The 12,918-nt window shown below is 62.3% G+C and carries 11 protein-coding genes, 1 tRNA gene and 1 pseudogene; 8 read left to right on the top strand and 5 right to left on the bottom strand.

All coding sequences use genetic code 11. The features are described from left to right. Positions 1-37 precede the first annotated feature (37 nt). Positions 38-802 carry a metal-dependent hydrolase gene (locus D779_RS16850; protein WP_043756354.1) on the bottom strand — a complete coding sequence of 255 codons (765 nt, stop codon included), beginning with the start codon at positions 800-802 and terminating at the stop codon, positions 38-40. Between the two features lie 125 nt (positions 803-927). On the opposite strand from D779_RS16850, the gene D779_RS16845 reads away from it, so the two are divergent. The 3 genes from D779_RS16845 (at position 928) to D779_RS16835 (ending at position 3,356) form a co-directional block, all read left to right on the top strand. Then, the gene (locus D779_RS16845; RefSeq protein ID WP_043756295.1) at positions 928-1,818 is read left to right on the top strand and encodes a carbon-nitrogen hydrolase; all 891 of its coding nucleotides are present in this window, start codon (positions 928-930) and stop codon (positions 1,816-1,818) included. 87 nt (positions 1,819-1,905) lie between these two features. Further along, a complete protein-coding gene (locus D779_RS16840; RefSeq protein WP_043756293.1) occupies positions 1,906-3,027 on the top strand; it encodes an anthranilate phosphoribosyltransferase in 1,122 nt (373 codons plus the stop codon). A gap of 2 nt (positions 3,028-3,029) precedes the next feature. Continuing rightward, a complete protein-coding gene (locus D779_RS16835) occupies positions 3,030-3,356 on the top strand; it encodes a Rieske (2Fe-2S) protein (RefSeq protein WP_043756291.1) in 327 nt (108 codons plus the stop codon). 94 nt (positions 3,357-3,450) lie between these two features. On the opposite strand, the gene D779_RS16830 is transcribed toward D779_RS16835, so the two are convergent. Together D779_RS16830 and D779_RS16825 are read right to left on the bottom strand one after the other, a co-directional pair. Beyond that, on the bottom strand, positions 3,451-4,248 hold the full coding sequence (locus tag D779_RS16830; protein ID WP_043756289.1) for a DUF2726 domain-containing protein: 798 nt from the start codon (positions 4,246-4,248) through the stop codon (positions 3,451-3,453). 2 nt (positions 4,249-4,250) lie between these two features. Beyond that, entirely contained in the window at positions 4,251-4,697 is a 447-nt protein-coding gene (locus tag D779_RS16825; RefSeq protein ID WP_043756352.1) for a hypothetical protein, read from the bottom strand. A gap of 170 nt (positions 4,698-4,867) precedes the next feature. Between D779_RS16825 and D779_RS16820 the strand changes: the two genes are divergently transcribed. Beyond that, complete coding sequence (locus D779_RS16820) at positions 4,868-7,201, top strand: coiled-coil domain-containing protein (protein ID WP_043756351.1); 2,334 nt, start codon at positions 4,868-4,870, stop codon at positions 7,199-7,201. A gap of 20 nt (positions 7,202-7,221) precedes the next feature. Here the strand turns inward: D779_RS16820 and mepA are convergent, their stop codons facing one another. Both mepA and ffh read right to left on the bottom strand, forming a co-directional pair. Further along, positions 7,222-8,025 (bottom strand): penicillin-insensitive murein endopeptidase, encoded by an 804-nt coding sequence (mepA, locus tag D779_RS16815; protein WP_043756287.1) that lies wholly within the window; start codon positions 8,023-8,025, stop codon positions 7,222-7,224. Positions 8,026-8,200: 175 nt separating this feature from the next. Further along, complete coding sequence (gene ffh, locus D779_RS16810) at positions 8,201-9,610, bottom strand: signal recognition particle protein (protein ID WP_043756285.1); 1,410 nt, start codon at positions 9,608-9,610, stop codon at positions 8,201-8,203. A 161-nt stretch (positions 9,611-9,771) separates the two neighbouring features. Between ffh and D779_RS16805 the strand changes: the two genes are divergently transcribed. The 4 genes and pseudogenes from D779_RS16805 to D779_RS21825 all read left to right on the top strand — a co-directional run bounded on the left by D779_RS16805 (position 9,772) and on the right by D779_RS21825 (position 12,509). Next, positions 9,772-10,578, top strand: coding sequence for a cytochrome C assembly family protein (locus D779_RS16805; protein ID WP_043756283.1), 807 nt, complete (start codon positions 9,772-9,774; stop codon positions 10,576-10,578). Between the two features lie 170 nt (positions 10,579-10,748). Beyond that, positions 10,749-10,824: transfer RNA gene (locus D779_RS16800), tRNA-Ala, on the top strand. A 92-nt stretch (positions 10,825-10,916) separates the two neighbouring features. Further along, positions 10,917-11,090 (top strand): annotated as a pseudogene (locus D779_RS23325) (DUF6538 domain-containing protein); the annotation flags it as partial. Continuing rightward, entirely contained in the window at positions 11,091-12,509 is a 1,419-nt protein-coding gene (locus D779_RS21825) for a site-specific integrase (protein ID WP_081763566.1), read from the top strand. It abuts the pseudogene before it with no gap. Positions 12,510-12,918: the final 409 nt, after the last annotated feature.

Raw genomic sequence — 12,918 nt, 5'->3', positions numbered from 1 at the left:
AGCGCAGCCCAACCCGCGAGTACAGCCTGTGCAGCCCTCAGCCGAGCGGCAGCATCCGCTGCAGCCGCGACCACCAGTCGCCGACCAGGGCCCGCGCGGAAGACACCTGATCCCAGAAGAGATCGGCCAGCCGGTTGGGATCCAGGGTCCCCAGGTCCATCCGCTCGACCCAGCCCCGGGCGTCGGGCGCCACCCAGGCCAGCGCGAGGACAACGGCGAGCATGGAGAGACTGCTCCAGCGGTCGTCCAGACTGAAGGGCTTGAGCGCCGTGCCGAAGGAGCGCTTCAAGCGGCTGTTGAAGAGATCCACGCTGTAGACCTCGTCTAGGAAGAGATGGGTGAAATAGCCGATGCCGACCATGAGACCGGCGGTCCAGGCCGACTCGGGCGGCTGCTCCCAGATCCAATAGGCGATATCGACCGTCGCCAGGGACGCGGCGGCGATGCCGAGCCAGGAATGCCAGATCCCGCGATGCACGGTGAAGCGGGTGAAGATCTCGAAGAAGCCGTAGCGCACGCAGAGAAAGACGCCGACCCAGATCAGGGTCAATTCGAGCGGCTGAAAGCAGTCCATCAGCGGCAGCGTCATGGCGAACGCCAGACCGGCGCCGAGCACGCTGAAGAGCGCGTTGACCGGCTTGGAGGTATCCGAGTCGATGTCCGGCAGCAGACTGCCGATCACGCCCAGGGCGAACAGGGGCAGGGTCTGACCGCCCTGCACCATGCCGCCCATGTGCAGACCCAGGGTCGCCGCCGCGCTGGCGAGGATGCCCCCATTGAGATGCGTCTGAAAGTTGGCCATCGATCCCCAATGTAATAGGTCGGCGTGCCCGGCAGACAGGCCGATCGCGTTCGGATGCATCCGACACTCGAATCGAGAAGGTAACATAGGATAATGGTCGCTCGACCGTCACCCCGAGGTTCCGCATGCCTGGCTCATCTTTGACACTCGCGCTCGTTCAGCAATCGGATCAGGGAAGCCCCGGCGCCAATCTGGACGATTGCGAGGCGGCGATCCGCGCGGCCTCCATCCGCGGCGCCAACCTGGTTCTGCTGCAGGAGCTGCACAACGGGCCCTATTTCTGCCAGATCGAGGATCCCGACCACTTCGACATGGCCGAACCCATCCCCGGCCCCACCACCGAGCGGCTCAGCGCACTGGCGCGCGAGCTGGAGCTGGTGATCGTCGGCTCGCTCTTCGAGCGCCGCGCCGCCGGCCTCTACCACAACACGGCGGTGATCGTCGACGCCGACGGGTCCCTGGCGGGCATCTACCGCAAGATGCATGTCCCGGACAACCCGGGATATTGCGAGAAATACTATTTCACCCCGGGCGATCTCGACTTCAATCCGGTCGACACCAGCGCCGGGCGGCTCGGCGTGCTGGTGTGCTGGGACCAGTGGTTTCCGGAGGCCGCGCGCTCCATGGCGCTCGCCGGGGCCCAGATCCTGCTCTATCCGACCGCGATCGGCTGGAGCCCGAGCGACTCGCCCGAGGAGCAGGAGCGCCAGCTCGACGCCTGGATGACCATCCAGCGCGGACACGCCATCGCCAACGGGCTCGCGCTCGCCGCCTGCAACCGCGTCGGCGTCGAGCAGGATCCGAGCGGAAACACCGCCGGCCTGCGCTTCTGGGGCAACTCATTCGTCTGCGGTCCGCAGGGCGAGATCCTCGCCCAGGCCGACGACCAGTCGCCCAAGCTGCTGGTGACCGAGATCGACCTGGAGCGGACCGAGCGGGTACGGCGCGTCTGGCCCTTCCTGCGCGACCGCCGCATCGACGCCTACGACGACCTGAATCTACGCTATCGCGATTGACCATCAGGGCACGCGACACAGGCCGGAATCGCTGCAGACCCTTCCGGCCCCGATCACAAACACACTCCAGAATCCGGAGGACAGACGATGAGCAGCACCCCGACCGCGTCGGACGACGCCAAACTGCAGATGCGTTCCATCATCCAGCGCATCGCCACCGGACCCGAGCTCTCCAAGGACATCTCGGCCGCCGATGCCTGCGCCGGCATGCGCGCCATCCTCGACAACAAGGTGGATCCGGTCCAGGCCGGCATCTTCTTCATCGCCCTGCGGATGAAGCGCGAGACCGACGAGGAGTTCAAGGGCATCCTGGATGCCATCCGCGAGGCGACCGGCCATGTGGTCGCGGACGTCGACGACGTGGTCGACATCGCCGACCCCTACGACGGCTACAACCGCTGTCTCCCGGCATCCCCATTTCTGATGCCCCTGCTGGCCGAATGCGGGGTGCCAGCCATCAGTCACGGCGCCCACGCGGTCGGCCCCAAGTTCGGTGTCACCCACCGCCACATACTGGATGCCGCCGGGGTGCCGGTCGACCTGAGCCCGGTCGAGGCCGCCGACCGGCTGAAGGACCCCGGCTGCGGCTGGAGCTATGTCGACCAGCGTTCCTTCTGCGCCCCGCTGCACAATCTGGTCGACCTGCGCGCCGCCATGGTCAAGCGCCAGGCCGTGACCACGGTCGAGGTGATGGCACGCCCCATCCACGGACGCAAACGCACCCATCTGGTGACCGGCTACGTCCACAAGCCCTATCCGCGCATCTACGCCATGCTCGCCCGTCATACCGGGTTCGACTCGGCCCTGCTGATCCGCGGTAGCGAGGGCGGGGTCATCCCCTCGCTGCGTCAGAAGGGAACCTGCGTCAATTACCAGAACCACGGCGAGGAACAGGCGTTCGAGATCGACCCTCAGGAACTGGGCATCGAGCAGCCGGTGAAGGCCGTGCCGCTGCCCGAGGACCTGCCCCAGACCACGCGTCCGGGCGACGAGATCGCCGTCGCGGTCGACATCCAGGCGACCGCCATCGCCGCGGCCAAGGCCGGCCTCGCCGCACTGGAGGGGAACAAGGGCCCCACCTACGACAGTCTGGTCTTCACCGGCGCCATCATCCTCTGGCACCTGGGACGCGCGTCATCCCTCGCCGCGGCGGCGGACCGCATCCGTTCCGCGCTGGATTCCGGCAAGGCCGCGCAAAGGCTGGGTTGAGCATGGACAGCCCCTACATCGCCGTCGCCCGGGCGGACGAGATCCAGCCCGGCAAGTTCGTCAAGGTCGTGATCGAGGGACGGCCCTATGTCGTCGCCAACGCCGACGGGCGCTATTACGCGGTCGAGGACAACTGCAGCCACGAGGACTACCCGCTCTCCTTCGGCTGTCTCGACGGCGACCGCATCAAGTGCTCGCTGCACGGCAGCCGCTTCAGCCTGGCCACGGGCGAACCGCAGGACGAACCGGCCGACGCGCCCATCCGTACCTACCGACTCGCGGTCGAGGATGGCCGAATCTGGATCGACCCCGGCAGCCCGGCCAATTGAGATGCCCCGGAACCGCCGAGTTGCACTCGGCGATTCCGCGGGAGATTCGAAGGAGGTTTCTGCAAATCGCCTTGGCTGAAACCCTCGCCTCGGCTCAGAGCCGCGATCTGCGCAGCGGACGGGCCTCGTCCAGGTCCGCGTCGATCCGGAACTCGGGTCCCTCCTCCACGTCCGCGGTACCGATGATGAGCGGATCCCTGCGCCTGGAACCGCCCACCTTTGGATCCTTGCGCCGAGGCGCCGCGCCTCCGGCTACCCGCGACGGACGTGCCGCCCCGGGCTGGGCCCGAGTGCGAGACCCCGAATCCAGCTCGCGCTCCTGGATCGCCGCGGAGAGCCCCTGCAGCATCTCCTCGGCCTCGTCCTGGGGCAGCGCCTCGTCGCGCTCCCGCTTGCGATGCGCATGGATGGCCCCGGACACGATCGAGGCGACCTGATCGGCCGAATAGGCATCGCTTTCGCGAACGCGCACGAACGGCAGTCCGGCCGCGGCGCAGATACGGTCCAGGACGTCCTTCCTGGGAGACGCCTTGCCGAAACGCGAGCGCGGGGCGAGGTTCAGGGCGCAGACGATCGCCGAGGTCTCGGCGCTGCAGACGAGGAAGTCGAATCCGCGCTCGCCGAGCCGGATGTAGGCACGCTCCTGATCGGCGCGCGACAAACGGCCGCGCAGACCGATCACATCGGCCGCGCGCACCTTGCCATAGACCCGATACCCGTTGCCGAGCGCGCGCTCGAGCACCGCCTTGAAGGCGAGTTGCCCCGGCGCAAACAGGGCCGGATCCACCTTGTAGGGCAACGAGAGACGGCGCCTCATCAGCCTCCAGAGACTCAGCAGCATCGCGATGAGCAGGATGAACCAGAGCCCGAGCAGAACGTAGAAATGCCCCATCGTCAGCCACCCGTATTGGGGATCGCCCCCAGACGAACCCCGTGCTTGTGATACCAGGCCCGATCGAGCGACCAGACCACCGAATCCACATCCGGCTGGGCGAGCAGCACCGCGATCGCCCGCAACTCGCTCTCGCGGAACGCGCGCTCGGCAGCGACCACCTCGGCATCGTCGGCCGGCCTCTCGGCCAGGGCCGGATCGGCCGCCTTCACGTAGGTTTCGAGCGGAACCAGGTCGGCATGCGGACTGCTCAGCGTGGCGATGCCGTTGAGGAAGACGAGAACCCGGAACCGATAAGGCGCTTGAGACAAGACCGGATCCGCCTCCAAAACATCATTGAGCTGCCAGACGCGCGGGGTCATCCCGAAGCGCTGCCAGGCGAGGGTGACGATGAGAAACACGAGGAGGAACGCGGAGATGATGATGGAATTGCGCGTCAGGCGATCCATGAGTCGAAAACCTCGAATGCTGTACACGATGTCCGTCGGACGGACGGCGGATGTCAGCCGCGCATCATGCTCGGACAGGTGGACCTGACGCAAGCCTGAGCGGATGCCCGGATCGCCGCAAGCGAATAGAATGGCACGCAGCCTAGCCGTCTTCCTCCATGGGCATCAGGATGGACACCAACTCCCACGAGACACGCCGTATCAGGATCCCGCTGACGGCCTATCTGCGTCTGCGCCCCTACGGCGATCATCTGCTGACCCCGGCCGTCGCGGTCTGGCTCGGCTTCGCCTGGGCCCTCATCCTGCTGATGGCGAGCCTCGAGGGCACCGTCTGGGGGCTGATCGGGGCGTCGATCGTGCCGCAGGAGAGCCCCTGGCTGAAGACGCCGGCCGGACTCTTCATGTTCGCGCTCATGTTCTCGGTCATCTGGATCGTGGACGCCTCGCTCATCATGTCCGAGCGCCCCATGATCCGCTCCAGACGCTGGAACCCCAATGCCCCGCGCGGGCTCGGCGCGCTGCTGCGCTGGTGGCTCGGCATCCTGACGCGACTGGCCATCGTCGGCGTCTCGCTCTATGTCACCGCACCCTTCCTCGGCAAGCTCATCCGTGCCGACGACATCGCCAGCTACCACCAGGCCCAGGTGGAGAGCTACCACGCGGAACGCGAGTCGCGGCTGCAGTCCGAGATCGCCGAAGAGACGCGCCGAACCGAGACGCTCTATGCCGAGCGCTCAGCCCCACTGGAGGCCGAGATCGAGCGCCTGAACCGATCGCTCGCCGCCGAGCGCGAACGGCGCATCCGGATCGAGGCCGAGCTGGCCCCCGTCATGGAGATCCTGCGCCGGGATCTGGCGGGCGCGCAGCAGCGGGTGGGCGACGAGATCCTGGGACGCGACGGCCGACCGGCGGGCCACGGACCCGAGGCGCGCAAATGGGAGGCCAACGCCGAGCGGCTCGCCGGGCAGCTGGAGGCCAAGCAGAAGGAACTCTCCCAGCGGACCGCACCCATCTCGGAGCGCATCGAACAGCTGAACCAGGCGCTGCGCAACCGTTCGGACGAGCTCGAACGGCTGCGCCAGGAGCAGCAGCAGCGGCTCGACGCCATCGCCGCCGAGGTCGCCGGCCGCCAGTCGGAGGCCATGCCGCCGCCCCTGAGCTTCGCCGCCCGCTCGCTCGCCCTGCAGGCGCTGCGCGACCGGCCCGAGGAACACGGCGTCCCCCATTTCGAGACGGTCGAGGGATTCGCCCAGGCCGCGCTCGGGGTGCTCTTCTTCTCGCTGATCGCCATCAAGCTGTTCGAGCCACCGGCCGTTCGCGCCTATTTCAGCGAAACCATCCAGATGCAGTACCGCAAGTATCTCGAGGGCGGACTCGCCGAGACCCCCGGCTTCGAGCTGCCCCAGGATCCGCGCCAGCGTCTCAATTCGGCCGAGTTCGTCCGGCTCTGGCTCGCCTTCGAGCGCGATCCGGCATCCTTCTACGGCGAGCGCCGGTCGCTGGTCGAGGCCCGCGCGCCGCTGCGGCGCTACCTCACCGAGCAGGCCATCGAGCAGGAGACCCTGGTCCAGCGGATGGAGCACCTGCGCGAGGAGCGCACCCATCTACAGAAACGCCGCGAGATCGAGCTGGCCGCGCTCGACCGGGAACTCGAGATCCGCACCTCGCAGCTCCAGGCCCAGCTCGCCGACGAGACCGAGGCGCTGCACAACCACCGCCGGATCGAGCTGGCCTCCGAGCTGCAGCAGGCCCGCGAGGACTGGCACCGCAGCCGCTCCCAGCAGGAGGCCGAGCTGCGCCAGCGCCAGGAGGAGATGGAGCACGAGCAGGAGATCGCCCGCGAGGAGCTGCGTCTGCGCGAGCGCGAGCTCGCCGACCAGCTCGCCCGCAGCGAGGCCGAGACACGCCAGTCCGAGCTCGCCAAACAGCTGGCGCACGCCGAGAAGATCGCCGAGCTCGACCTCAGACGCGAGCGCGAGCGACATCAGACCCGACTCAAGACCCTTCGCGAAGAATTGAGCCGACTGCGCGGAGTGGAGACCAAGCAGCTCGCCGAGCGCCAATCGCTGCGGGAGAGCGGACGCAAGCTGGACGACCAGATCGCCGCCGCAGAGCAGGGCATGGAGACATTGGCCGAGGAGCTCGCGGCGGAACGCGAGCGGATCGCCAGCCTGGCCCGGCAGGCCGACCAGGAGTCGCAGACGCCACCGCGCCGCTTCGGTTTCTGGGCGCGCGGCGAGAGCGAATCTGCGCGCGACGCCAGACGCGACCTCAAGTCGCTCGAAAAGGCCGAGCGCACCGACAAGGAGCGGCTCGCCAAGCTCACGGAGGAGCGACGCGTCCTCGACAGCCGCCGCCAGACCAACGCGACCGAACTGAACGAGATCGAGACCCGGCTCGCCGCCACCCAGACACGCATCGACTTCTACGAGGACAGCCTGGGCGAGCTCATGGGCACCGGAGAGACGGGAAACGCAGCCGGCCCGGAGCAAACGAGACTATAGGGATCGCGCATCCCGTACCCTCACATATCCCTCAGCAGGGCCGAGCAGGCCGCCGGCGGTGTCGGTTCGACGCGCCGCCCGCCCTTCTTGCTCGGCTTGCGCGCCTCTGGGCTGAACCACCAGGCCAGCTCCTTGCCGCAGCCCTCGCCGACGGGCACCGGGCTCTGGCTCGCGCACTGTCCGCTGCCGGGAGGGCAGGAGAGACGCACGTGGATATGGGCGTCGTGCCCCCACCAGGGCCGCACCTTGCGCAGCCAGGAACGGTCGCCGCGCGCGCTCCGGCACAGGGCCTGCTTGATCGCCGGGTTGGCGAAGATGCGATCGACCGAGGGATGACGCGCGGCGGTCTCGATCAGAAACCGCTGGTCCTCGCCCCAATAGCGGCTGATATCGTCGCCACCGGGGGCCACCATGCTGTCGGGATCCGAGCGGTCGTCCATCAGACGCCTGGCCATGGCCGGAGAGTCGGCCAGTGTGAGCCAGATGTCGACGTCCAGTCCGTTCTGATGGCTGCGATGCGAGGAGGACATGAGCCCTCCGCGCGGCTGGCTCAGGTCGCCGATCATCATGAGCCGATCGCCGTGGCGCTTCTGGGCGAGCCCCATGTCGGCGATGAATCGCAGCAGCTTGGGATGACCGTAATAGCGGTTGCGATAGCGGCGAATGCTGACATAACCGGGCCCGCTTTCGGGAAGCGCCAGGGCACCGGCGATACAACCGTTGGAGACCCCGCCGATGACGCGCGGCGGCCCGGAGCTGGGACGCTTCACCTCGCCCCAGGGCGAGGCCGAGGCCATCCCCGCCGAGAACAGCAATACCAGCATTCCCGATATAAGGAGAAAAGCGCGCCGCCGAAGAAGAAGGTAGATGTGCATCGATTGCGCCCCGTGATGGCCAAAGGTGGGTATGGAGCAGATGTGGGTCCGAAAGGGATCGATCGTCAAGCGGCCAGCCACCACCAAACGCTGGAGACCGGCCGCTGGAAGCTGGAAGCTCCACTCACATGGGGAATCCGCCGCCGGGAGGCATGCCGCCCGGAGGAAACCCGCCGCCCCCCATGAAGCCGGGCGGCAGGCGGCCCTGCATGGAGCGCATCATCTTGGCCATGCCCCCGCCCTTCATCTTCTTGAGCATCTTCTGCATCTGGGTGAACTGCTTGAGCAGCTTGTTCACGTCCTGGACCTGGGTGCCGGAGCCGGCCGCGATGCGGCGCTTCCGCGATCCCTTGATGATGGCCGGGAACTGGCGCTCCTGCTGGGTCATGGAGTTGATGATGGCGACCAGTTTGCCCATCTCCTTGTCGCTCGCCTTGTCCTTGACGTGGTCCGGGATCTGATTCATGCCGGGCAGCTTCTCCATCAGGCTCATCATGCCGCCCATCTTGTTCATCTGCTCCAGCTGATCCTTGAAATCGCTCAGATCGAAGTCCTTGCCCTTCTTGAGCTTCTTGACCAACTTCTCGGCCTGGTCCTTGTCGACCTTGGACTGGACCTCCTCGACCAGAGAGACCACGTCGCCCATGCCGAGGATGCGCGAGGCCACCCGATCGGGATGGAAGGGTTCGAGCGCCGTGGTGCGCTCGCCGGTGCCGAGGAACTTGATCGGCTTGCCGGTGATCTGGCGGATCGAGAGTGCCGCGCCGCCGCGCGCGTCGCCGTCCGTCTTGGTCAAGATGACGCCGGTCAGCGGCAGCGCCTCGTCGAATGCCTTGGCCGTGTTGGCCGCGTCCTGACCCGTCATGGAATCGACCACGAAGAGGGTCTCGACCGGGTTCAGGGTCGCATGGATGGTCTTGATCTCGTCCATCATCTCGGTGTCGACGTGCAGCCGGCCCGCCGTGTCGACGATGAGGACGTCCTTGAAATGACGGCGCGCGCTGTCGAGCGCGCGCTTGGCGATCTCGACCGGGTCCTCGTCGCCCCGGCTGGGACAGAACTCGGCCCCGACCTCGCCCGCGACCGTCTTCAACTGCTCGATGGCCGCAGGACGATAGACGTCGCAGCTCACCACCATGACGGACTTCTTCTGCTTCTCCTGCAGCCAGCGGGCGAGCTTGGCGACGCTGGTCGTCTTGCCCGAGCCCTGCAGACCGGCCATGAGGATGACCGCGGGCGGCTGGGCGATCAGGTCGAGCTGCTCGTTGGCCTGGCCCATCAGCTCGACCAGCTCGTCGTTGACGATCTTGATCAGCACCTGGCCCGGGGTCAGACTCTTGGTCACCGCCTCACCGAGCGCCTTCTCGCGAACGTCCTCGACGAACCGACGCACCACCGGCAGGGCGACGTCCGCCTCGAGCAGCGCCATGCGGACCTCGCGCAGGGTCTCCCTGATGTTATCTTCGCTCAGTCGACCCTGACCCCGCAGATTGGTCAGTACGCCCTCGAAGCGGTCCTGGAGATTCTGAAACATGCTACGACCTCGAATCGGCGCCTGGGATCGGCGCTATCTCAAGAAAAAACCATTGCCATCGGCTTACGGCATGACTTGTGAGTATAATGCAGGGTCAATGTCGGACGATATGATCACCCAACATTTCCGTGCCACCGTTCTAGCAAGATGAAGTCACGCATATGACTCATACCCTCCTCGCCTACATCGCCACCGCCAGCTATATGGCCGCCGCCGTCCTCATCGGCATGCGCCTGTTCCGCAAGGAGGGCTGGATTCCCGACCGCGCGCTTGCGATCTCGGTCGCCTTCGTCGGCCTGGCCATCCACAGCTGGGTCCTCTGGGACAGCATCTTCAGCAGCGCCGGAATCAACCTCGGCTTCTACCACGCCCTGGCACTCACCTCCTGGACCATCATCGCGCTGCTGCTGGTCTCGAGCCTGAACAAGCCGGTCGACAACCTGGGACTGATCCTGCTGCCGGCCGCCGCGCTGAGTCTCATACTCGAAACCCATTTCGCCGAGGTCGGATTCATGCGCGCCTCGGCCTCGTGGCCGCTCAAGATCCACGTGCTCCTGTCGATGCTGGCCTACAGCCTGCTGACCCTGGCCGCGGTCCAGGCGATTCTGCTCTCCGTGCAGGACCATCATCTGCGCCATCGCCAACCGGGCGGATTCGTGCGCACCCTGCCCCCACTGCAGACGATGGAAAGTCTGCTGTTCGAGATGATCAGCGCCGGCTTCGTCCTGCTGACCCTGGCGCTGCTCAGCGGTCTCGCCTTCCTGGAGAACATGTTCGCCCAGCATCTGGTGCACAAGACGGTGCTCTCCGTCCTCGCCTGGCTGGTCTTCGGCGGACTCCTGATCGGACGCTTCCGCAAGGGCTGGCGCGGACGCACCGCCATTACCTGGACCCTCGGCGGATTCGTGATCCTCATCCTCGCCTACTTCGGGAGCAAGGCCGTCCTGCAGTTCGTTCTGCACCGCTAGAGGATCCGCCGGTCCGTGCCCCGAAGCGGGCATGGACATCAGGCCAGCGAAATCGGGCACCCGGGGGCATGCGCCTCTTGTCTCGAAAGCCCTTCTGGGTGCAGAATCAAACCGTCGCCCGCCCGACCTGGAGACATCATCCATCTCAGGCGGTTCGACCCTCTCGATTCGGGGCCGTAGCTCAGCTGGGAGAGCGTCGCGTTCGCAATGCGAAGGTCAGGGGTTCGATCCCCCTCGGCTCCACCATTATTTCTATTTTTTAACTTATATTTCAATAAGTTAAAAACAAAGCAACAACCCATGAAGCAACTGGTGTAATACAATGGTGTGTTACATCTGTGGCTTCATCCCCCTCCTATCTCTACCGTAACCATTGTGGTGTGTTCTGTTTCCAAAAACGGGTACCAGAGCACCTACGTAGGTTATCCTCATCACTGCCCAAGTATTTTAGAATTTCCTTATATACTAAAGAACGTAGACTAGCACTCTCAAAAGCACGAAGACTCGTATTGATGTTTGATGACATTGCTCGAAAATATTTTTCAGATCCAGATTTATTTGCATCTGCAATGAAGTTGTTACGTCAACACATTGACGCTAGAGAACATTCCCAGTCATTCGCAGAGTACGAGGAACAGTTCCTGTCAAAGCTCGATTCAACTGAAAACGAGACAGCACTACTTGAGCAAGCCATTAGATTTCAACGCGAAATTAATGAATCAAGCAGCGCTACTGATCCAGACAAACAACCAAGGCTTGAATCAAATCATCTTAAGGAGATATTGTCAGCAATCAATAACCATCACCGTGCGCACGTTAACTCGATCCCTCTAAAAGAGGCTTTCGACAAATTTCTAGTCGAGAATCAGACAAGCTGGAGCAATATAACAACCGGACAAAATTATAGAAACGAAATATTCAACCTTTTCTATCAATTAACAGGTGATATATCAACTGGAGACGTAACAAAAGAACATGTTCAAGAATTCAAGGAACTAATATTAAAGCTCCCTTCGAACAGAAGTAAAAAGACACAATACAAAGACAAAACAGCTCGCGCCCTGTTGAAATCTGTTATTCCCGAAAATGATCAAATTAGCGCCACAACCAAGAAGAAATATCTCAACCGACTGTCAAGTTTCATTTCCTGGTTATATAAAAACAATTATTGCATCGCAGGCTTAACAAATTCTTTGTCGAACGTCATCAGAAGTGAGTCGATCACTCACGAAGAGCGCAAAGCATATACCTGTGATGATTTACGAAAGCTGTTCAACAGCAGACACTACACAACTGGGCTACACAAAGAACCTTATAGATTTTGGGTACCTCTAATTGGTCTCTTTACGGGCGCAAGACTCAATGAAATATGCCAACTATATGTTTCAGACATATACCAGCACGAGGACTCTAAAATATGGGTTATTGACATCAATGATAATGAAAAGGAAATAACAAAAAAGTCAGTCAAACGGCCAGACCATAGACGACTCATCCCCATTCACCGAAAACTAATACATCTTGGACTGATTGAATTTGCACAATCTACTAAGACAGAGCGCCTATTCCCAGAACTAACATACAATGAAAGAAACAAATACGGCTATAAGGCTCAAAAATGGTTTAACACAACATATACAAATCAAGCAAACTGCAACATCCAAACACCGAACACAGCATTTCATTCTTTGCGACACAACCTTGAAACATATCTCGCCAATAAACTTGAGATGCCTATTCACAAAATTGAAACGATGATGGGCCAAAAGCCATCCGGGGGAGTATCGACAGGACGATATATCAAGCCTATTGAATTACAAGAGCGCTCTGACTATATAAACAAAGTCAACTGGGATCACTGCATCGATTTTAAAGCCATAAGACCATGGAAACAGCAAGCGTTTGCCAGAAATATGATCAACGCAAAATAGATTATAAATTTGCTTCCACACGCCTCCTTATCTCTAACATCGGCATATATGGAATAATTCATAATTTTGCTGAATCAGATACATTTACCGCATCACCCTAAACATGATGTTATAAAAACGAATATTGATGTGCTTTGTATGTCTTGCACATTAATCATCCCTGCATAAACTCAGAGTCGCTGTATGCCATTCTAAGGGGTTTCCGCGTTACCGCCTTACCTTACCCATCAGAACGCTCAAAAAGCCTTCAGAAGAAGGCTAGAAACAATGAGAGCACCATGAAAGAAAAGGATGAAATCTTTCTAAGAATGCTTCGACGGCGGTGATCATAACTCCGGTCCACACTCATGCCGCCAGCGGTGTCAAATAGGGTTGTCGAGCGGGTGGCGGTCGTTGTCGTCGTGGCCGT

This window comes from Imhoffiella purpurea (genome assembly GCF_000585215.1).
Taxonomy (GTDB): Bacteria; Pseudomonadota; Gammaproteobacteria; order Chromatiales; family Chromatiaceae; genus Imhoffiella; species Imhoffiella purpurea.
This window is presented reverse-complemented; position numbering and strand designations above follow the sequence as displayed.